Origin of the sequence: Lacrimispora sinapis (assembly GCF_043633585.1) — a bacterium.
In the GTDB taxonomy this organism is placed as follows: domain Bacteria; phylum Bacillota; class Clostridia; order Lachnospirales; family Lachnospiraceae; genus Lacrimispora; species Lacrimispora sinapis.
In genome coordinates this window covers 2,998,820-3,019,204 of record NZ_CP141832.1, presented here as the reverse complement: position 1 = coordinate 3,019,204, position 20,385 = coordinate 2,998,820, and the positions used below count along the sequence as shown (strand labels likewise).

Genomic DNA, 20,385 nt, shown 5'->3' with positions numbered 1-20,385 from the left:
TATGGCAGAGGACAGCGGAAAAACAAAATATTATGTGTTAATGGAAGAACTGAAGCAAGAGATTATTTCAGGAAAAAGAAAGCCCGGAGACCGTCTGCCATCGGAAAATGAGTTGTCCGCCTCCTGTCACGTCAGCCGCCATACGGTCAGAAAGGCACTTTCCATTCTGGAACAGGAAGGATTTATTGAGGCAGAGCATGGAAGAGGGACCTTTGTTTCCAGAAAAGCAGGTGGGAAAAAAGGAACGGGCAATGTAGCGGTCATTACCACTTATTTATCTGATTATATATTTCCCAGACTGATTCAGGGAATCGACCGCGTGCTTACGGGAGGCGGATACAGCATTATTCTTAAAAACACCGGGAACAGCAGGCGAAAGGAAAGCAAATGCCTGGAAGAGATGTTGGAAAAGGGGATTGACGGTCTGATCATTGAGCCGAGCAAAAGCGAGATCATGTGTGGTCACAAAGGGCTGTATGATAAGCTGGATTTTTACCAGATTCCCTATGTATTTATCCAGGGTTACTATTCCCAGATGAAGCAGAAGCCTCATATTCTCATGGATGACCGTATGGGCGGATATCTGGTCACCCGGTATTTGATTGACCTTGGGCATAAGCATATTCTGGGCATTTTTAAGGCGGATGATATCCAGGGAAGAGACCGCCACAAGGGCTATGTGAAGGCTTTGCAGGAGTCCGGATTTTCCTATGATCCGGATATGGTCATCTGGTTTCATACGGAAGACCGGACCATCAAGCCGTCGGAAATTTTAAAGTATCTGCTGGAAGAGGGAAGGGAGATCGACGGAATCGTCTGCTACAACGACCAAATTGCCCTTGAGGTCATAAAAACCCTTGAAAAAAGCGGCCTGTCTGTGCCCGGGGATATTTCCGTAACAGGTTATGACAATTCCTTTATTGCGGAAAACGGAATGGTGAAGCTGACCACCATTGCCCACCCTCAGGAACGGCTTGGGGCAATGGCAGCAGAACTTCTTTTAGAAAAGATAAACGGAATTCCTGATGAGGAAAGCCGGGTTAAACGGATTTTAAAGCCGGAGCTGGTGATCCGGGAATCCTGTGTGAACCGGTCAAAATAGATGGAGCAGGGTGGAAAGATCGTCGGTCGGTGAAGCACAGGCTCCGTTTTGACAGAAGTAATAGACCGTTCCGTTTGCGGGAACCGGGTAGCTTGCTGTAAAGGGAGCGGCTTTTTCCAAGTCCTCCTGGTTTTCTTTGGTTTTGACAAGGACAGACAAGTTGACGGTAGGAGTGCGTCTCAAATAAGCAGTCAGTTCCCGAGGAATATTGTTTCCGGCAGTTACACAAATAAGCTCCGAGGAGGAATAAACTGCCTGTGACACGGCAAGCAAAGCCATACTGTGTCCCGCCGGGTAGTCCTCTATGGCGTTGGTAAGGAAATGGAGCTGACGGCGGCTTAATTGCTGCCACTTTTGTTCTCCTGTCAGTTTGGAAAGCTGTTCCAGCACTACGGCTGCCACTGAGTTGCCGGAGGGAATGGCACCGTCATAGGTTTCTTTCGGGCGGTTAATTAACTGTTCGCTGTTCTTGGAATAAAGGAAAAAGCCGCCTTGGTCAGCATCCTCAAAGTTATAAAGCATCTGCTCTGCGGTGCGGATGGCCTGCTGTAAATATTCTGTATCATAGGTGGCTTTGTATAGCTCCAGCATGGCATAGGCATAAAATGCATAATCATCCAGCTGACCGTCATTTGCAGCTTCCCCCTCGCGCCAGCGAAGCATGAGATTTCCCTGTTCATCGGTCAGGGCTGTTTTTATAAAGGAATGTACGTTTCTGGCAGTTTGGATATATTGTGGGCGGTCAAGGAGCCAGCCGGCTTTTGCCAAAGCAGCGATCATAAGGGCATTCCAGGAAGTCAGCACCTTATCGTCCTTATGCAGCCGGGTACGGTTGAAACGATAGGTGTAGAGTTTTTGAACAAGCTCTTTTATCTGGTGGTCAGTCTCGGCATAACGGGGATTGTCCAGTAAATTTAAAATATTCTTTCCTTCAAAATTCCCATGCTCCGTTATTCCGAAATACTGGCAGAAAACGGGGCCATCGGCTTCTCCCAAAACATCGTAAATTTCATTTCTGGTAAATACATAATACTTTCCCTCGATTCCCTCACTGTCGGCATCCTGTCCGCAATAAAAACCGCCGTTTTCATCAAGCAGCTCGTTTATGGCGTAATCCAGGGTACGTGCTGCAATTCTGGAAAAAAATGATTCACCCGTCACATGGTATGCTTCCAGATAGGCAAGGGCCAGCAAGGCGTTGTCATAGAGCATTTTTTCAAAATGAGGCACCAGCCATTTTTCATCGGTGGAATAGCGGGAAAAACCGCCGCCCAGATGGTCGAAGATGCCGCCCCGGAACATTTGGGTAAGTGTATGCTTGACCATTTTCAGGGCAGAATCGTCTTGCTCCAACAGGAAAACCTGTAAAAGAAACAGAAGATTGTGGGGAGTAGGAAATTTAGGAGCGGACCCAAATCCGCCCCACTTGGGGTCATAGCTGCTTTTCAATTGTCTGGCTGCCTGTAACAAGATGGTTTTGTTTAAATCGGCTGTTTTCTTCCCTGCAGGTTGTGGTTTGTTTAATAAGCTGGTAATCTGTTCGCCCTTGGATAGAAGTGCGTTCCGGTCGCTTTCCCACATTTGACGGACGGCTTCCAGCAGCTCCATAAGGCCCATTCTTCCATAGGTTTCTGTTTTTGGCAGATAGGTTCCGGCCCAAAACGGCTTTTGATCCGGCGTCATAAGAATCGTAAGGGGCCAGCCCCCGGAGCCTGTAAACATCTGGCAGACCGCCATGTAAACGGCGTCGATATCCGGCCGTTCCTCCCGGTCCACTTTGATGCAGATATAATCCCGGTTAAGGAGGGCAGCCACCTGAGTATCTTCAAATGATTCATGGGCCATGACATGGCACCAGTGGCAGGTGCTATACCCAATACTTAAAAAAATTGGTTTATCTTCTTCTTTTGCTTTCTCAAAGGCTTTGGGTTTCCAGGGAAACCAATTCACCGGATTTGCAGCGTGCTGCAGAAGATAAGGGGATTTTTCTTTACTTAGCTCGTTCAAATGAATTCCTCCAGAAATCTTTTGCGAAAATAGATTATTTGTCTTCAATAAGAGTTATCGTACGCACTATTTCATTTCTTATACAAAAAGTACCGGCCATCAGCAGGTACTGTGCCCCCAAATTGCAGTTATCCACAATAATGTGGAAATAATTGTGGATTGTTTGTTAGTATCTGAAAACATGACATAAAACCACAAATAATTACAAGGATTTAGTCGCTTTTGCCAGCATATTGAAAGATTGGGTGGTAACGAATAAAAAATCCTACAACATAATGGCGTTTTATCACGGAGTCAGGCATCATGATTTGGCGAAAATTGGGGACGTATTTTTAACTTCCTGAAAAAGGCACGGGTATCATTTTGTACATATTTTGTTTAATCCGAGCTATGGATTTTCTGCGGCTTCCTTTTATAATAAGGGTAGTATAACAAGGAGGATGAACCCATGATCGTACCCAGACATTACGAAAATCTGCATCTGCTTCATGAAAATACCATGCCAAACAGAGCCTACTACATCCCGGCCTCAAAGGTGCTTTTTGATTTGACGGAACGGAGAGAGAATTCGGATCGGTTCCAGTTGTTAAACGGAAACTGGAAATTCCGCTATTATGACAGCATTTATGATGTAAACGATGAATTTTTCCGGGAAGACTATGACATTAGCAGCTTTGAGGAAATCCCGGTTCCGGGCTGTTTTCAAAATTATGGCTATGACAAACACCAGTATACCAATACCCGCTACCCGTTTCCCATGGACCCGCCCTATGTCCCGGCGGAGAATCCCTGTGGGGCATACGTCCATCATTTTGTTTATCAGAGAGACAATAATGCGCCCAAGGCATTTTTAAATTTTGAAGGAGTGGATTCCTGCTTTTATGTATGGTTAAACGGAAGCTACATCGGATACAGCCAGGTATCCCACGGTACCAGTGAATTTGACGTGACAATGCACATCAGGGAAGGGGAAAATACCCTGTCTGTTCTGGTCCTGAAATGGTGTGACGGAAGCTATTTGGAGGATCAGGACAAATTCCGTATGACCGGCATTTTCCGCGACGTGTATTTGTTAAAACGGCCGGAAGAAGGGATTTTTGATTATTTTATCCAGACCGTCCGGGAGGATGGAAAGGCCCATATTCAGGCAAAGGTGGTCTTTTTCGGAAAAGAGGTTCCTCTAAAGGTTACAGTTCTTGACCAAAGCGGCAATGCAGCGGCATTCAGAGAGGGAGGGAGTTCAGATGGAAGGATTGACGTAACCATAGATGATCCTGTTCTTTGGAATGCGGAGCAGCCTTATTTGTATTCCATTATTTTTGAAACCCAGAATGAAGTCATCGTGGACCGTGTGGGGATTCGGGAAATATCCGTTCGGGATGGTGTGATTTATTTCAACGGGCAGAAAATTAAGTTTCATGGAGTGAACCGTCATGACAGCGATCCTGTAACCGGTTTTTCTATCAGCCTGGAACAGATGAAGACGGATATGAAACTGATGAAGGAACATAACATAAATGCCATCCGAACCAGCCACTATCCCAATGCCCCCCAGTTCTATCAGTTGTGTGATGAATACGGTTTTTATGTGATTGACGAAGCGGATAATGAAAGCCATGGCACCGCATCCGTCTATATGGAAAACCGCAGGGAGGAAATCAGGAGAGACCGCTGGAACCGAGCCATTGCAGATAATCCGGAATTTACGGAGGCTACGGTTGACCGGGCCAGGCTTCTTGTGGAACGGGATAAGAACCGTACCTGTGTTGTCATCTGGTCCATGGGAAATGAGTGTGCCTATGGCTGTACCTTTGAAGCAGCGCTTGCCTGGACAAAAAAATTTGACCCTTCCAGACTGACTCATTACGAGGGAGCCCGCTTTCGGGCGGCGGATAAGACCTATGATTATTCCAATCTGGATTTATACAGCCGCATGTATCCGAGTTTGGAGGAAATCCATGAGTATATGGCAAGAAACACAGGAAAGCCAATGATCCTGTGTGAATACAGCCATGCCATGGGAAATGGACCCGGTGATCTGGAAGATTATTTTAAAGTATTTGAACAGTACGAGAAAGTATGCGGAGGATTTGTATGGGAATGGTGTGACCACGCCATATACCAGGGGAGAAATCTGGACGGAAAGCCTATGTATCTTTACGGCGGAGATCATGGGGAATATCCTCATGATAATAATTTCTGCATGGATGGACTGGTGTACCCGGACAGAAAGCCCCACACAGGGCTGAAGGAGTTTAAAAATGTTTACCGCCCCATAAGAGTGGTTTCCTATGATCAGAGCTCCGGTCAAATGGTGCTTCGCAATTACATGGATTTTGTAAACTTAAAAGATTACGTTTTTCTGGCTTATGAGGTGACCTGTGACGGGGAAGTGATCCATCAGGGAATCATTGAGGAAGAGTTATTGTTAGATATCTGTCCTCATAAAGAGGGAACCGTGACGCTTCATTTTAAAGTCCCCGAAGCTGGAACCTGCTATTTAAAGATAAGCTATTTGTTAAAGAATGGATCCAATTTCCTTGAGTCAGGACATTGTCTGGGGTTTGATGAGATCCGTCTGGAAAATCAAGATGGAAGAAACCAGACCGCCGTCAAGCTGTTAAAGAATCCTGGAACAGGAGAAAGCTTAGAAAAGGCGTTAAAAACGGAAGAGGATGACCGTTATCTGACCATAAATGGAGAGACATTCACCTATACCTATAACAAGCTTACCGGCTGTTTCCAGGAGATGTATTATGAAAATGCCTCTCTTCTGGACCGTCCCATGGAATATAACATCTGGAGAGCGCCTACGGATAATGACAGCAAGATCAAAAACGAATGGCTGGAAGCACATTACCACAGGGCAATCTCCAGAGCGTATGAAACTACGTTTGAAGTCTTGGAAGACCGGGTGGAGGTTAAGACCACTTTGTCCATTACCGCAGCAACGATCCAGAGAATATTAAATATTGATGCACAGTGGATCATTCATCCGAATGGTATGATTGATGGGAAGCTGGAAGTGAAAAAAGACGGGGAATTCCCGGAACTTCCAAGATTTGGACTCCGTCTCTTTCTTCCCAGGCAGATGGATCAGGTGACCTATTATGGACTTGGGCCGTTTGAAAATTATATGGATAAGAGAAGGGCCAGTTATCACGGACTGTTTACTGCCTGTGTAAAGGATATGCACGAGGATTATTTGAAACCACAGGAAAACGGAAGCAGAAGCGACTGCGATTTTGTTACGGTAAAGGGAAGAAACGTTTCTCTCCATGCGGCATCGGAACGGGCATTTTCATTTAATGCATCCATTTACACACAGGAGGAATTGACGGAGAAAAAGCATAACTTTGAACTTGTTCCGGCAGATAGTACGGTTCTTTGCCTGGATTACCGCCAAAACGGCATCGGCTCTGAAAGCTGCGGACCGGATTTGAAGAAGGAGTATATGTTTGACGAGGAAGCGTTTACCTATGAAGTAAGACTGGTGCCGGAACGCAACCAATGGTAAGACGGTTTTTTTATAAAGTCCCACAAATTGGCAAAAAAAGACCACCCTTGTAAACTTAGGGGGTGATAGGGTGGTCTTTCTGCTTGAGCAAAACCGGAGGGAAGGCAGTAGTTTCTCCCATAGTTGCTTGCCATCCATGCCATATCGGACCGCTGCCTTTCCCTAAATCAAGCCCCGCCATCAGTGCACCATTTAAGTATTCCTTGGCGGCTGCAATGCTTTCCGTCATTGTTTTACCTTTTGCCAGCCCACAGGCGATGGCAGAGGATAACGTGCAGCCGGTCCCGTGAGTGTTTGGGGTAGGGATTCGTTTTCCGGGAAACCAGGTAAGCGTACCGTCATGGCATAATACATCGTCGGCATACGTTTCACAGTGTCCCCCTTTCAGTAAAAAGGCAGTTTGGTACTTCCCGGACAGTTCTGATGCGGCTTCTTCCATATCTCTTTTGGATAGAAGCCGTTTCTTTGGGGATAAAAGTACCTCTGTTTCCAGAATATTGGGGGTAACCAGGGCCGCCAGGGGGAACAACCGTTCAATCAGGGTTTTTAATGCCTCTGCCTGTAAAAGGGTTCCTCCGCTGGTGGAGACCATGACCGGGTCTAAGACAACCGGAATCTTAGGGTAGCAGGACAGTTTATCCGCTATGACTTCTATGGAAGAAACATTTCCTGCCATGCCGATTTTCACCGCCTGGGGAGGAATGTCAGAAAAGACCGCCTCCAGCTGCCGGGCAAGCATTTTGGGATTCACGGCTTCTGTCAAATAGACTCCAGTGGTGTTTTGGGCGGTCAGGGCAGTGATCGCACTGGAACCGTAAAGTCCCAGAGCAGTAATGGTTTTTAAGTCTGCCTGGATTCCGGCACCGCCGCTGGAATCGGAGCCTGCGATGGTCAGAACGGATGGGAGAAACAGGCTCATGATACCACCACCTTTCTGACCTCTTCTTTTAAAGCCCGGACGGCAGCAGGAATGTCACTCTGACCGAAGATGCCGGAAATGACGGAGACTCCCCCAATTCCGGTTCCCTGCAAAAGAGAAACATTTTCATATGTGATTCCGCCAATGGCTGTTACCGGAATGGGAACCGAGCGGCAGATGGCGGATAGCTGATCCATGGTGATTGCAATGGCATTCTTTTTCGTTGGGCTTGGAAAAACAGCCCCGCAGCCTAGGTAATCCGCTCCGTCCTTCCATGCTTTTACTGCCTGTTCGGCAGTCTTTACAGTCACTCCCAGAATCCGGTCGGGGCCGATGCGCCTGCGGACTTCCCCGGCGGTCAAGTCCTCCTGGCCCACATGCACGCCGTCCGCATTACACGCAATGGCAATCTCCACATCATCGTTAATGATGAGAGGAACCCCATATTGCCGGGTTCGCTTCCGGACAGCCATGGCTTCGTTCAGAAAATCCTGTTTGTCCATATTTTTTTCCCGGAGCTGTAAACAGGTAACTCCGGATGCAAGTGCTTCTTCGATCTGCTGCAATAAATTCTTCTCTCCTGTGTATGCCTGGTCCGTGATGGCATAGAGAAGAAGCATGTCTTTATGAAATTTCAATGTTCAATCCTCCCTTCAAATCCGATTCCCCACAACGGCTGATTTCGTCCATAAAAAATTGGTGAAAGCTGCCGGTTCCTCCCTGGGACTCCTTTGTTTTTTGTGCTGCCCGTTCTCCGCAGAGGCCGTAAACGGCGGTGGCAAGAGAGACCGCTTTTAAAAGGCCGGACTGGCCGGTATCCGAAGAAGAAAAATCCTGAACGGCTGCCACATAGGAAGCGATGACACCGTCTAACATGCAGCCGCTCCCTGTGATTTGTGCCATCTCAGAACAGCCATTTTTTATGAGCCTGGTTTCGCTCCCGGTGGAAACAATGTCGGTGATTCCTGTTATGACAGTGACCGCTCCGGTCATGGCACTTAATGCTTTTGCCGTTTCCACAAGCCCGGTTATGTTATCTCCGGTGATTTGATCCTCCGGGGAGGCATCTACGCCGTGGGAGGGAGGCTGGTTGGATTTTGATGTTACATCCGTCAGAATGTTTAGGAGGATGCGAATTTCCGAAGCATTTCCCCGGATGACGGTAATTTTTACGTTCTTTAATACTTCCAGGATCAAATCCATCCGATAAGCAGAGACGCCAATCCCTACGGGATCAAGAATAACCGGATGATGAAGCCGGTTTGCTTCTCTTCCTGCCTTTTTCATGGCGGTTTTTGAGTGTTTGTTTGGAGTCCCCGTATTTAATAAAAGGCAGTCGGAAATGCCGGTCACCTCTTTAACCTCCTCCGGTTGGTCTGCCATCACAGGAGAACCGCCGCAGGCCAGAATGGCATTGGCGGTGTCTCTTGCGGTCACATAATTGGTGATACAGTGAATGAGCGGGCGTTTTTCCCTGACCAGACCGATCAGAGAGCCCCAGTGTTCCAGTTTCATAATGCCTTCCTTTCTATTCGTTCATCTGCCGGGTCAGATAGGATACCAGTCCCAGACGTCGGAGGATTACCAGTAAAAATGCAGCCAGTATAGTACCGCAGACCGTACTCATGAGAAATGGAACCACAAAAAAGAATAGGCCCACATCCTTACCCATGAAAAGTGCGGAAACGGGATAGCAGAGCGTGGCGCCGATGAATCCGGTGCCGATGATTTCTCCCAGACAGGTGAGAGAAACCCGGCCGGTTTTTTTATAAAGGTATGCCCCAAGAAAGGCACCTACCATGCTTCCGGGAAATGCAAGAAGGCTTCCGGTTCCCATCAGGTTTCGGATCAGGGAGGTGCAAAATGCCATGGAAACTCCATAAACAGGTCCTAAAAATATACCGGCCAACACATTGACCAGGTGCTGAATGGGGAAACATCTGGATGCACCGATGGGGATGGAAAAGCCGGAGAGTGCTACGGTAAAGGCTGCCAGCATACCGCTGACGGCCAGTTTTTTGATTTTAATTCTCTGATCCCCCTGGGGGGTTCTATGTATTGTTGCATATACCTTGTTATTCACGAAAATTCCTCCTGTTCAAACAAATCAAACAATAGATCATTCATCAAAGATGGTGATCATTTCTCCATCCAGAATCCGGTTCATATTTTTCATGGCGCAGAAATTACCGCACATGGAGCAGGTGTCTTCTTTTTCCGGTTTAGAGGTCTCCCGGTAACGTCTGGCTTTTTCCGGATCAATGGCAAGATGGAACATGGCTTCCCAATCCAGGCGTTTTCTTGCATCACTCATCTGGTGATCCCAGTCCTTGGCTCCTTTGATGCCTTTGGCAATATCTGCGGCGTGAGCAGCAATTCGGGCGGAGATGATTCCTTCTTTCACGTCATTGGCATCCGGCAGTCTTAAGTGCTCTGCAGGAGTCACATAGCAGAGAAAAGAAGCGCCTGCGGCAGCGGCAATGGCTCCTCCGATGGCAGAAGTGATATGATCGTATCCAGGAGCAATATCCGTAACCAACGGACCTAGAACGTAGAAGGGAGCTCCTTTGCAGATGGTCTGCTGAATCTTCATGTTGGCAGCGATCTGATCAAGAGGCATATGGCCAGGACCTTCGATAATGACCTGGACATGTTTCTCCCAGGCACGGCGGGTCAGCTCTCCCAGAGTCACCAGCTCCTCGATCTGGGAAATATCGGAGGCATCTTCAATGCAGCCGGGGCGGCAGGCATCCCCCAGACTTAAAGTCACATCATGTTCTGCACATATTTCCAGAATCCGGTCGTAATGCTCGTAGAAGGGATTTTCCTGTCCGGTCATCTCCATCCAGGCAAAGATAATGGAGCCGCCTCTGGAAACTATGTTGGTCAGACGTTTGGCTTCTTTGAATCTCCGTGCGGTCTCTTTGTTGATTCCCACATGTATGGTCATAAAATCCACACCGTCTTTGGCATGCATTTCCACAATCTGAATCCATTCTTCGGCAGTAATTTCCCCAAGAGCCTTGTGGTAATAGACCACGGCGTCGTAGATGGGAACGGTTCCGATGATGGCAGGGCATTCGCCGGTCAGCTTTTTGCGGAATTTTCTGGTGTCACCGTAAGAACTTAAATCCATAATGGATTCCGCACCCATGGCAACGGCATCATTTACTTTTTCAAGTTCCATGTTCAAGTCATTTAAATCCCTGGAAGTACCGAGGTTTACGTTGATCTTGGTTTTCAGCATGGAACCGATTCCATTTGGATTTAAGCAGGTATGGTGTTTGTTTGCAGGAATCGCAACCTTTCCTTCCGCGACCAGCTGCTGAAGCTTTTCCGGTTCCCATTGTTCCTTTTCGGCAACCGCCAGTAATTCTTTGGTCAGAATGCCTTTTCTTGCCGCATCCATTTGTGTGGTGTAATTCATTTTAAATCCTCCTTTTGTTATCCGGAGGGATTGACGAGGGCTTTTTAGAAAATTACAAAAAAAGAGCCCATACCAACAGGTACAGGCTCGGAAAATACATCCGTCTCGTATAAATCCCTACGTTGGCATTACCCAAATCAGGTTATAAAGGTCGAAGTTTGATTACTTCCTCTCAGCCCGCTTACGAGCTCCCTCTTGTGGCATTAGTGTAGCACCGGGTCAGACGGTTGTCAAGAATAAAATCAGGAAATGTCTGTAATGGCGGCTTTCATTTCTCGCACATAGTTACAGATGGGGGCGATGCAGTCCGCTCCGTATTCTGCCGCCAGTTTGACGATCGCGCTTCCCACGATCACACCGTCTGCCGCCTGGCTCATTTCTTTTGCCTGCTCCGGCGTGGAGATGCCGAATCCAATGGCGCAGGGAATCTTTTTTGTCTCTTTCACCAGAGAAACCATTTCTCCTAAATTGGTGCTGATTTCCGACCGGACACCGGTAACCCCCATGGAGGAGACACAGTAAACAAACCCTTCTGCCTCCGAGGCGATGGTCCTGATCCGTTCCTTTGAGGTGGGAGCGATCAGGGAAATCAAATCAATTCCATATTTGCGGCATATGGGGTGAAGCTCCTCTTTTTCCTCAAAAGGCATATCCGGAACGATCAGCGCATCAATTTTGCATTCCGCCATATTTTTAATGAACCGCTCGCTGCCATATACAAAAACCGGGTTTAAATACGTCATAAAGGCCAGGGGAACATCGGTTGCCTTGCGGACCCTTTTTACCGCTTCAAAGATTTTGTCGGTGGTTGTACCGGCTGCCAGGGCCCGCATATCCGCTTCCTGGATCACGATGCCTTCCGCGACGGGATCGGAGAATGGGATTCCGATTTCAATAAGATCAGCCCCGGCCTTTGCCATAGCAGGAATCAGCTGTTCCGTAATTGCAAGTTCCGGATCTCCTGCGGTGATAAATGGGATAAATGCTTTCCCCTTTGAAAATGCTTGTGAAATTCTACTCATAGATTTGGACCCCCTTGTAACGGGCAATGGCTGCCACATCCTTGTCGCCCCGCCCGGATAGATTGATGACGATGACCTGATCCTTTCCCATGGAAGGAGCAATTTTTCTGGCATAAGCGATGGCATGAGCACTTTCAATGGCCGGAATAATCCCTTCCTTACGGGATAAGTATTCAAATGCTTCCACTGCCTCCTGATCCGTTACCGGAACGTATTGTGCCCGGCCGGAGTCAAACAGGGCTGCGTGCTCCGGTCCCACGCCCGGATAATCAAGACCTGCGGAAATAGAATATACGGGAGCGATCTGTCCGTATTCATCCTGGCAGAAATAGGATTTCATTCCGTGGAAGATGCCAGGTGTGCCGGTGGAGAGCGTGGCCGCGTTTTTATCCGTATGAATGCCGTGTCCTGCTGCCTCACATCCCACCAGCTTTACGGAAGGTTCCTCCAGAAATTCATAAAAGAGTCCCATGGCATTGCTGCCGCCGCCCACACAGGCAATCAATAAGTCCGGAAGTTTGCCTTCTTCTTTTAAAATCTGGGTGCGCACCTCTTTCCCAATGATGCTCTGAAAGTCTCTTACAATGGTGGGAAACGGGTGAGGACCCATGACAGAACCCAGCACATAGTGGGTATCCTCCACCCGGTTGGTCCATTCCCGAAGGGTTTCATTGACGGCATCCTTTAAGGTTTTGGTTCCGCTTTTGACCGGATGGACGGTGGCACCTAAAAGCTCCATACGGAATACATTTAAAGCCTGCCGTTCCGTATCCTCTTCTCCCATGAAGATCTCACATTCCATTCCCATCAAAGCGGCAGCAGTGGCGGTGGCTACCCCATGCTGTCCGGCCCCTGTTTCGGCGATAACCCGGGTTTTTCCCATTTTTTTTGCAAGAAGGACCTGCCCCAGAGCGTTGTTGATTTTATGGGAACCGGTATGGTTTAAGTCCTCCCGTTTTAAATAGATTTTTGCACCGTTTAAATCCTCTGTCATCTGCCCGGCATAATAAAGCAGAGACGGTCTTCCGGTGTAGGTTTCGTGCAGAGCATTTAGCTCTGAAAGAAAGGCCGGGTCGTGGCTGTATGTTTCATATGCCGCCTCAAGCTCCCCGACTGCGTTCATCAGCGTTTCGGGGATAAATTGTCCGCCGTGCTGTCCAAATCTTCCTTTTGACATTGATTTTCACTCCTTATAATTTGTATGATTTCTTTGATTTTTTCAGGGTCTTTCAAACCATCGGTCTCCACGCTGCTGCTTAGGTCCAGGCAGTAGGCATCGGTTTTCATGGCCTCCTTTATGTTGGAGGCTTGAAGTCCTCCTGCCAGAAACCATGGTTTTTTTATATCCGGGATTAAGGTCCAGTCAAAGACTCTGCCGCTGCCGCCGTAGGAGTCCTTGGAATAAGTATCGAAAAGCAGAAAGTCGGCAGGCAGATCAACAGCCTGGTCAATATCCTTTTTTGACCGGACCCTTATGGCCTTTATAATGGGAACCGGGTGGTCAAGCTGCTTTTTTAAACATTTTATATACTCCTCATTTTCATCTCCGTGAAGCTGGATCAGTCCGATGGTATGCTCCCCGGCCAGGGAAATGATTTCTTTTACCGGGCTGTTTACAAAGACTCCCACAGAAGGAATTTCAGGCAGTAGAGAGTCCCTTAGGACACGGGCTGCAGCAGGAGAGATCTGCCTTTTTCCAGGAGCAAATACGAAGCCTGCATAGTCCGGCTTCCATGTATTTACTGCCGTTATATCTTCCGGACGGGTCAGTCCGCATAGTTTGATCCGTTTTTTTCGATTCCTCATAGGGCAGCCCTCCGAAACCGGCCGATCACCTCTTTTTTATCCGGAGAGCGCATCAGGCTTTCTCCAATCAGGACACCATGGACTCCGGCCCCTGCCAGGGTGCGGATGTCCGTGTCCGTTTTTATTCCGCTTTCTGCAACAAAGAGCACACCTTCGGGAACCATAGCTCTTAACCGGAGGGAGGTTTCAAAATCTACTTCAAAGTTTTTCAAATTCCGGTTATTGACTCCAATGATCCTGGCTCCTGCTGAAAGCGCAGAATGAACTTCCCCTTCGTCATGGGCCTCAACCAGGGCGCTTAACGAAAGGCTTTCACAAATTTTTAAATATTCCCTTAATTGATTCGTATCCAAAAGTGCACAGATGAGCAGTACGGCAGATGCCCCAATGGCTTTTGCCTCATAAATCTGATAGGGGTCTATGGTAAAGTCCTTTCTCAGAAGAGGAAGAGAGACCAGCTCATGAATCTGGGACAGATACTCATTGCTTCCAAGGAAATATTCCGGTTCCGTAAGAACGGAAATGGCATTGGCTCCCGCCTGTTCATAATCCTTAGCGATCTCCAGATAAGGAAATTCAGGGGAGATAAGCCCTTTTGAGGGGGAGGCCCGCTTGATTTCACAGATAAAGGAGATTCCCGGTGCGGAAAGTGCCTGTTCAAAAGGAACGTCATTCCCGTTTTTCCCCGAATCTTCAAGTGCCAGATATGCCAGACGTTTCATTTCTTCCAAAGGAATTTTTTCTTTTGCTGCCTCTGCCCGTTTTTTAGAAGCAGCAGCTAATTTTTGAAGGATCATAAGACTACCTCACTGGTGGCGGTTACGAATTGTTCCAGCTTTTTTATCGCCTTTCCGGAATCAATCAAATCGGCTGCGGTTTTCATACACTGGAGGATGGAACAGTCATCAATTCCAAGATACAGGCTCAATGCGGAATTGAATATAACGATATCCCGTTTCGGTCCGTGAAGTTTTCCGGTGAGGATTTCCCTGGTGATCTTCGCGTTATCCGACGGGGAACCGCCGGTCAGTTCCTGCAGAGTGGCACGGTTTAGTCCAAACTGCTCCGGTGTAATGTCATAAGGAATCAGTTCCCCAAAGCGGATCTCGCACACATGGGTGGGCCCCGTGACCGTGGCTTCGTCCAGTCCGTCATGGCCGCATACCACCAATCCCCGTTTGACGCCAAGGTTGCTAAGCACCTGGGCCAATGGTTCCACCAGCTTTCTGTCATACACGCCCAGCAGCTGCATGGTCGCGCCTGCCGGATTGGACAAGGGCCCAAGAATGTTAAAGATGGTCCTTATGCCCAGCTCCTTTCGGACCGGACCGGCATATTTCATGGAAGCGTGGTAAGCCTGTGCGAAAAGAAAACACATGCCCGTTTCCTTTAAAATTTTTTCGGACTGTTTCGCCGTAAGATTTAAATTGACGCCCAGGCACTCTAAAACGTCGGCAGCCCCGCTTTTGCTGGATACGCTCCGGTTTCCGTGCTTTGCCACCGGAACGCCCCCTGCGGCCACCACAAATGCGCTGGTGGTGGAAATATTAAAGGTCCCGGCCTCATCCCCTCCGGTGCCTACGATATCAATCACAGGGAAATCCGGTTCCAGCCGAAGTGCCTTTTCCCTCATGACCGTGGCGCAGGCTGTGATCTCATCAATGGTTTCCCCCTTCATCCGCAGTCCGGTTAAAAATGCCGCCATTTGGGCAGGAGTCGTTTCTCCGCTCATAATTTCGTTCATGACTTCTCTTGCAGCTTCAAAGCTTAAATCCTGACCTTCGATTACTTCATGGATTGCCTGTTGAATCATGGTGATTTCCTCCTTTAACTTTGATTTTTATGGAAAGAAAATTTTTTAAAATGGTTTCTCCGTCGGGAGTTAAGATGGATTCTGGGTGAAACTGCAGGCCATAGACCGGAGAATCCTTATGCTTTACCGCCATGATTTCCCCGGAGTCATCTGTGGCGATGACCTGTAAGCAGGAAGGAAAAGATTCTTTTGCGGCAATGAGAGAGTGGTATCTGGCAGCAGGAATGGTTTTTTTAAGCCCTTGAAACAGGGGATCATGAGAAGCAATGGTGATCATGCTCTGCTTTCCGTGCATCAGCTTCTGGGCCCGTTTTATCTTGGCTCCGAAAACTTCGCAGATTCCCTGATGCCCCAGACATACCCCCAGAATAGGCATTGATCCGGCAAGCCTTTTAACCACTTCCTCGCATACCCCGGCATCCCTTGGGTAGCCGGGACCGGGAGAGAGTATAATGTGGCTGGGAGATAATGTTCTAATTTCTTCCACGGAAAGCTCATCGTTGCGGATCACCCGGATATTGGGGTCCAATCCTCCGATCATCTGTACCAGGTTATACGTAAAGCTGTCATAATTATCAATAAAAAGAATCATTCGTTGTTCACCTCCACCGCCTGTTCCAGCGCATGTATCACTGCCTTTGCCTTGTTTTCCGATTCCTCGTATTCCCGTTCCGCATCGCTGTCAGCCACAATGCCGCCTCCTGCCTGCACCGTTACCGTTCCGTTTTTTCTGACCGCCATCCGTATGGCGATGCAGGTATCCATATTTCCGGTAAAGTCCACATATCCGAGAGCACCGCCGTAAATACCTCTTGGCTCTGATTCCAGTTCGTCAATGATCTGACATGCCCGGATCTTCGGAGCGCCTGACAGAGTGCCGGCAGGAAGGACCGATTCTATGGCAGAGAAAGCATCACAGTCCTTTCTGATTTGGGATTCCACCTGTGAGCAGATATGCATGATGCGGGAATACCGGTGGATCATCTGGTATCCGGTTACCTCCACGGTGGAAAACTCTGAGATTTTCCCAAGATCATTTCTTCCCAGATCCACCAGCATGTTGTGTTCCGCCAGTTCTTTTTCATCCGCCAAAAGCTCCTGTTCCAGCTTTTTGTCCTCCTCCTCATTGCTGCCTCTCGGCCGGGAGCCTGCCACCGGAAAGGTGGTAAGACGCCCCTCATTTAAGCGGACCAGGGTTTCCGGAGAAGTGCTCATGATCTCCATGTCTCCCGTATTTAAATACACCATGTAAGGAGAGGGATTGGTGGTTCTGAGCACCCGGTACGCATTGAAAAGATGATCCGGGTAATCGCTGGTAAAACGTCTGGAAAGAACCGCCTGGAAAATATCTCCGTTTGCGATATATTCCTTTGCCCGTTCCACCATCTGGCAGTACTCCTCTTTGGTCACATTGCAGTGAAAGTCAGGTTTTACCCCGGCGGCAGGCGTTTGGAGAGGAGGTGGCTGAAGGATCATGCGGGCTATCTGTTCCAGTTTGCCGCAGGCCTTTTTGTAATTTTCCAGGACCTGACCGGTTTTCATATTTACCACAATGGTAATCTTCTGTGTCAGATGATCGTAGGCGATCACAGTATCGAAAAGCATTAAGTCAAAATCGTTGCAGTCCCCCTGCTTGATGGATAAAACCGGCTCGGCATAACCAATCATCCGGTAAGAAAAATATCCAACGAACCCCCCGGTAAAGGGCGGAAGTCCGGGGAGCTTGGGGGCATGGTACTCCTTTTGGATATTCCGGAGAATGTCATAGGGAGCATCCGTTTTTATGATCTGGTCAGGAACCCCATCAGGACCGGTCCCGTAATGACGGAGTAAAACCTCCCGATCCTTGCAGGTAACGCTCATGACCGGGTCGTATCCCAAAAAGGAGTAGCGTCCCCAGGTCTCTCCGCCCTCAATGCTTTCAAGCAGGTAATAACGGCTGCTTAACGCTGCGATCTTCTGCAGCAGGGTAATGGGGGTTACAGTGTCTGCATAGATTTCCCTGCAGACTGGGATTACGGGATAGGAAGCGGCAAGTGCTTCGATTTCCCGGTAGTCCGGTGTGATGTTCATGGTTTCCATACTCCTTTCTGAAATTTAATATAAAAAAAAAGCTCCCGTCCCTCCTCCATATTCCTATGGAAAGAGGGACGGAAGCTTTATAATCTGCGTTCCGCGGTACCACCCTGATTGGAGAAGATAGACTTCTCCCGCTTTATCACACACCAACATGTGCATCCCCTTGATAACGGATAGGAAACCCGTCAGCATCTACTCCCGGACATATCCGGTTTCAAGCCGCCCTCGCAGGTCCATTCGGATCAGACATCAACGTTTCCTCTCACCGGCCGGAAACTCTCTGTGCATGATGAAAAAATCTTACTTACTCCTGCTCAACAGTTTTACGATTTGCTTTGCTACAGTATATGAGATGCAAAGCAAAATGTCAATAGTTATTTTTTTCAAACCGTTTCTCCTCATTGACAATTTAAAAAATGGTGTTAAAATGGTGCTAATTGAATGCAAAACTGAAATAAAGGACAGGAGGGTTATCCTATGGCAAAGATCGGAATAATTGGAATCGGCAATATGGGACTGGCAATCGTAAAGGGGCTGTTGGGAACATACAGCAGAAAAGACATTCTTTTTACCGATGTGAACAAAGAGCGGTGCGAAGAAATCACAAAAGAGCTGGGGATAGAACACGTGGATAACAACGGACATCTGGCAGCCAGCGCACAATACATTGTCCTTGCTGTAAAACCCCAGTATTTTCCTGCCGTACTCTCGGATATCAGAAATACAGTGACGGAGAAGAATGTTATTATTTCCATAGCTCCCGGAATCACCACCACCCAGCTGAAAGAAAAGCTTGGAGATGAGAAAAGAGTGGTTCGTGCCATGCCCAACACCCCCGCGCTCCTTGGAGAAGGAATGACCGGAGTCTGCTATGAGGAAAAGGCATTTTCAGCAGAAGAAAAACAGGCCATTGCGGATATTTTCGGCTCCTTGGGAAAGATGCGTCTGGTGGAAGAACGTCTGATGAATGCGGTGGTCTGCGTCAGCGGAAGCTCTCCTGCCTACGTATATATGTTCATAGAAGCCCTTGCCGACAGTGCCGTAAAATACGGCTTGCCAAGGGAGGCGGCTTATGAGATGGCTGCCCAGTCCGTTCTCGGCAGTGCCAAAATGGTACTGGAGACCGGCGAGCATCCGGGAGCATTAAAGGACAAGGTCTGTTCCCCTGGGGGAACCACCATTGCGGCCGTTTCCGCCCTGGAAGAGGCAGGATTCAGGAACGCCGTCATAAAAGCAGCCGATGCCTGCTATAAAAAATGTACGGAACTATAACACCGACCGGAGGAATGAAAATGGGACAGCCGCCTGTAAAACGCTTAAACAGAAACTTAAAATATAAAGGCAACATATTAACGATTTATGAAGATACCGTATTAGCCAATGGTCATGAAGCCCACTGGGATTTTATCCATCACATCGGAGCCGCCGCAGTAGTGCCTGTAACAAAAGATGGAAAGATCCTGATGGTCCGCCAGTACCGTAACGCCATAGACCGGTTTACGTTGGAGGTACCGGCCGGAGCACTGGATGATCCGATGGAGCCAAAGATCGACTGTGCACAACGGGAGCTGGAGGAAGAGACCGGATATAAGACCCGGAAAGAAAATCTGGAATACCTGGCCAGCGTCAATACGACTGTGGCATTTTGTGATGAAGCCATTGATATTTTTGTAGCCAGAGATTTGGAAGAATCCCAACAGAACCTTGATGAAGATGAATGCATTGAGGTGGAAGCGTGGTCCGTGAAGGATTTGGAAGAAAAGATATTCCGGGGAGAGATCACCGACGCAAAGACCATAGCCGCCATTCTTGCCTATGCCCGGAAATATGATGTGAAATAACAAACTGAATAAATGTCCCCCTGCAGGCATAAAGTGTGACAAGACCTGTAGGGGGATTTTTTATGCCCAGTTTATTTCGTACATTAAGAGTGAGACTTTTAAAGGCTCCGGGAGGAAACTATGTGACCGTGACCCGGAGCACAAGGACCTGGGACGTGTTCCTTCTCTGCTTTTTTGCGGGACTTTTTGCAGGGACGGTCATGGCAAATTTCTGGTATTCATCCTTTGCTGATGAAGCGGGCTACTATCTGGGGCTTTTAAACAGAAATATGAATCTGACAAAGGATGAGCGCATGGAGCTTTTCGGACAGGTACTGAGCCAGAGAATGATGGAGGTTTGGATCATCTGGCTGGTGGGTATGACCGCATATGCCCTGCCTTTATTTGGCATATTTACCGCCGGAGCAGGTTTCTCCATGGGATTTGTAGTGTCCGTCATAACCGTACAAAAAGGTCTGATGGGGCTTCCCGTTTTCCTCATGACGGTCATGCCCCAGTGCCTTTGCTACCTTCCGGTTTTTTCCATCCTGCTGTTTTGGGGAGTGCAAAAAGAACGGCGTTTCCGGATTCCTGGCTTCCTGCTGCTTTTGCTCCTTACGTCCGCCGGCAGCGCACTGGAAGCGTGGATCAACCCGATTTTCCTGAAATATGTCCTGTGATCAGAGAAAAAAAATAAAAAAATTACAACCGCAATATTACCATATCTAGCGAACAAATTCATCCAATAGCCAATATCTTGTATATATTATGTAAAGTGGTCGGAAACTACCAGAAAAGTGGGAAAAATGTGTTTGATTTTATCGAAAATAGTCTATATAATGGTAGAATGAAGCCTTATTTTAAGGCGTTTTT

18 protein-coding genes, 1 riboswitch and 1 other annotated feature are annotated in these 20,385 nt (G+C 48.0%); of the genes, 5 read left to right on the top strand and 13 right to left on the bottom strand.

Annotated elements, in window-relative coordinates; all coding sequences use genetic code 11:
* Window position 1 precedes the first annotated feature (1 nt).
* On the top strand, window positions 2-1,102 hold the full coding sequence (locus VIG27_RS14190; RefSeq protein ID WP_394523179.1) for a GntR family transcriptional regulator: 1,101 nt from the start codon (window positions 2-4) through the stop codon (window positions 1,100-1,102).
* Here the strand turns inward: VIG27_RS14190 and VIG27_RS14185 are convergent.
* Window positions 1,094-3,109 carry a thioredoxin domain-containing protein gene (locus VIG27_RS14185; protein ID WP_394523178.1) on the bottom strand — a complete coding sequence of 672 codons (2,016 nt, stop codon included), beginning with the start codon at window positions 3,107-3,109 and terminating at the stop codon, window positions 1,094-1,096. The two genes, VIG27_RS14190 and VIG27_RS14185, sit on opposite strands and share 9 nt — an antisense overlap.
* A gap of 448 nt (window positions 3,110-3,557) precedes the next feature.
* Between VIG27_RS14185 and VIG27_RS14180 the strand changes: the two genes are divergently transcribed.
* Window positions 3,558-6,626, top strand: a complete 3,069-nt coding sequence (locus tag VIG27_RS14180) for a glycoside hydrolase family 2 TIM barrel-domain containing protein (RefSeq protein ID WP_394523177.1) — start codon at window positions 3,558-3,560, stop codon at window positions 6,624-6,626.
* A 55-nt stretch (window positions 6,627-6,681) separates the two neighbouring features.
* Here the strand turns inward: VIG27_RS14180 and thiD are convergent, their stop codons facing one another.
* The 12 genes from thiD to VIG27_RS14120 form a co-directional block, all read right to left on the bottom strand.
* Window positions 6,682-7,545, bottom strand: a complete 864-nt coding sequence (gene thiD / locus VIG27_RS14175) for a bifunctional hydroxymethylpyrimidine kinase/phosphomethylpyrimidine kinase (protein WP_394523176.1) — start codon at window positions 7,543-7,545, stop codon at window positions 6,682-6,684.
* Complete coding sequence (gene thiE, locus VIG27_RS14170; protein WP_394523175.1) at window positions 7,542-8,183, bottom strand: thiamine phosphate synthase; 642 nt, start codon at window positions 8,181-8,183, stop codon at window positions 7,542-7,544. Before thiE ends, thiD begins: the two co-directional genes overlap by 4 nt.
* Window positions 8,170-9,060: a hydroxyethylthiazole kinase gene (thiM, locus tag VIG27_RS14165; RefSeq protein ID WP_394523174.1), complete on the bottom strand. Its 891-nt coding sequence runs from the start codon at window positions 9,058-9,060 to the stop codon at window positions 8,170-8,172. The genes thiE and thiM overlap by 14 nt, the downstream gene beginning before the upstream one ends.
* A 13-nt stretch (window positions 9,061-9,073) precedes the next feature.
* Complete coding sequence (gene thiW, locus VIG27_RS14160) at window positions 9,074-9,574, bottom strand: energy coupling factor transporter S component ThiW (protein ID WP_394527597.1); 501 nt, start codon at window positions 9,572-9,574, stop codon at window positions 9,074-9,076.
* A 90-nt stretch (window positions 9,575-9,664) separates the two neighbouring features.
* On the bottom strand, window positions 9,665-10,972 hold the full coding sequence (thiC, locus tag VIG27_RS14155; protein ID WP_394523173.1) for a phosphomethylpyrimidine synthase ThiC: 1,308 nt from the start codon (window positions 10,970-10,972) through the stop codon (window positions 9,665-9,667).
* 96 nt (window positions 10,973-11,068) lie between these two features.
* A riboswitch (TPP riboswitch) is annotated at window positions 11,069-11,177 on the bottom strand.
* A 37-nt stretch (window positions 11,178-11,214) separates the two neighbouring features.
* A complete protein-coding gene (trpA, locus tag VIG27_RS14150; RefSeq protein ID WP_394523172.1) occupies window positions 11,215-11,994 on the bottom strand; it encodes a tryptophan synthase subunit alpha in 780 nt (259 codons plus the stop codon).
* Window positions 11,987-13,171 carry a tryptophan synthase subunit beta gene (gene trpB, locus VIG27_RS14145; protein ID WP_394523171.1) on the bottom strand — a complete coding sequence of 395 codons (1,185 nt, stop codon included), beginning with the start codon at window positions 13,169-13,171 and terminating at the stop codon, window positions 11,987-11,989. Before trpB ends, trpA begins: the two co-directional genes overlap by 8 nt.
* Window positions 13,117-13,800, bottom strand: coding sequence for a phosphoribosylanthranilate isomerase (locus tag VIG27_RS14140; protein ID WP_394523170.1), 684 nt, complete (start codon window positions 13,798-13,800; stop codon window positions 13,117-13,119). Before VIG27_RS14140 ends, trpB begins: the two co-directional genes overlap by 55 nt.
* Window positions 13,797-14,597: an indole-3-glycerol phosphate synthase TrpC gene (trpC, locus tag VIG27_RS14135; RefSeq protein ID WP_394523169.1), complete on the bottom strand. Its 801-nt coding sequence runs from the start codon at window positions 14,595-14,597 to the stop codon at window positions 13,797-13,799. Before trpC ends, VIG27_RS14140 begins: the two co-directional genes overlap by 4 nt.
* Window positions 14,594-15,613, bottom strand: a complete 1,020-nt coding sequence (gene trpD, locus VIG27_RS14130) for an anthranilate phosphoribosyltransferase (protein ID WP_394523168.1) — start codon at window positions 15,611-15,613, stop codon at window positions 14,594-14,596. Before trpD ends, trpC begins: the two co-directional genes overlap by 4 nt.
* Window positions 15,591-16,205, bottom strand: a complete 615-nt coding sequence (locus VIG27_RS14125; protein WP_394523167.1) for an anthranilate synthase component II — start codon at window positions 16,203-16,205, stop codon at window positions 15,591-15,593. The genes trpD and VIG27_RS14125 overlap by 23 nt, the downstream gene beginning before the upstream one ends.
* Window positions 16,202-17,686 carry an anthranilate synthase component I family protein gene (locus VIG27_RS14120; protein ID WP_394523166.1) on the bottom strand — a complete coding sequence of 495 codons (1,485 nt, stop codon included), beginning with the start codon at window positions 17,684-17,686 and terminating at the stop codon, window positions 16,202-16,204. The genes VIG27_RS14125 and VIG27_RS14120 overlap by 4 nt, the downstream gene beginning before the upstream one ends.
* Before the next feature lie 70 nt (window positions 17,687-17,756).
* Window positions 17,757-18,019: a binding site (T-box leader), on the bottom strand.
* A gap of 150 nt (window positions 18,020-18,169) precedes the next feature.
* On the opposite strand from VIG27_RS14120, the gene proC reads away from it, so the two are divergent.
* The 3 genes from proC to VIG27_RS14105 all read left to right on the top strand — a co-directional run bounded on the left by proC (window position 18,170) and on the right by VIG27_RS14105 (window position 20,192).
* Entirely contained in the window at window positions 18,170-18,964 is a 795-nt protein-coding gene (proC, locus tag VIG27_RS14115; protein ID WP_394523165.1) for a pyrroline-5-carboxylate reductase, read from the top strand.
* Window positions 18,965-18,984: 20 nt separating this feature from the next.
* Complete coding sequence (locus tag VIG27_RS14110) at window positions 18,985-19,533, top strand: NUDIX hydrolase (RefSeq protein WP_394523164.1); 549 nt, start codon at window positions 18,985-18,987, stop codon at window positions 19,531-19,533.
* A gap of 62 nt (window positions 19,534-19,595) precedes the next feature.
* Complete coding sequence (locus VIG27_RS14105; protein WP_394523163.1) at window positions 19,596-20,192, top strand: stage II sporulation protein M; 597 nt, start codon at window positions 19,596-19,598, stop codon at window positions 20,190-20,192.
* The last annotated feature ends 193 nt before the right edge of the window (window positions 20,193-20,385 follow it).

Bases quoted from the DNA above. Each gene is read 5' to 3' on its own strand.
- trpC (WP_394523169.1), bottom strand. From the start codon at position 14,597: ATGATCCTTCAAAAATTAGCTGCTGCTTCTAAAAAACGGGCAGAGGCA.
- trpB (WP_394523171.1), bottom strand. From the start codon at position 13,171: ATGTCAAAAGGAAGATTTGGACAGCACGGCGGACAATTTATCCCCGAA.
- thiD (WP_394523176.1), bottom strand. From the start codon at position 7,545: ATGAGCCTGTTTCTCCCATCCGTTCTGACCATCGCAGGCTCCGATTCC.
- trpA (WP_394523172.1), bottom strand. From the start codon at position 11,994: ATGAGTAGAATTTCACAAGCATTTTCAAAGGGGAAAGCATTTATCCCA.
- proC (WP_394523165.1), top strand. From the start codon at position 18,170: ATGGCAAAGATCGGAATAATTGGAATCGGCAATATGGGACTGGCAATC.
- thiM (WP_394523174.1), bottom strand. From the start codon at position 9,060: ATGAAACTGGAACACTGGGGCTCTCTGATCGGTCTGGTCAGGGAAAAA.
- VIG27_RS14190 (WP_394523179.1), top strand. From the start codon at position 2: ATGGCAGAGGACAGCGGAAAAACAAAATATTATGTGTTAATGGAAGAA.
- VIG27_RS14120 (WP_394523166.1), bottom strand. From the start codon at position 17,686: ATGAACATCACACCGGACTACCGGGAAATCGAAGCACTTGCCGCTTCC.
- VIG27_RS14180 (WP_394523177.1), top strand. From the start codon at position 3,558: ATGATCGTACCCAGACATTACGAAAATCTGCATCTGCTTCATGAAAAT.
- VIG27_RS14105 (WP_394523163.1), top strand. From the start codon at position 19,596: ATGCCCAGTTTATTTCGTACATTAAGAGTGAGACTTTTAAAGGCTCCG.
- VIG27_RS14125 (WP_394523167.1), bottom strand. From the start codon at position 16,205: ATGATTCTTTTTATTGATAATTATGACAGCTTTACGTATAACCTGGTA.
- thiC (WP_394523173.1), bottom strand. From the start codon at position 10,972: ATGAATTACACCACACAAATGGATGCGGCAAGAAAAGGCATTCTGACC.
- VIG27_RS14110 (WP_394523164.1), top strand. From the start codon at position 18,985: ATGGGACAGCCGCCTGTAAAACGCTTAAACAGAAACTTAAAATATAAA.
- VIG27_RS14140 (WP_394523170.1), bottom strand. From the start codon at position 13,800: ATGAGGAATCGAAAAAAACGGATCAAACTATGCGGACTGACCCGTCCG.
- trpD (WP_394523168.1), bottom strand. From the start codon at position 15,613: ATGATTCAACAGGCAATCCATGAAGTAATCGAAGGTCAGGATTTAAGC.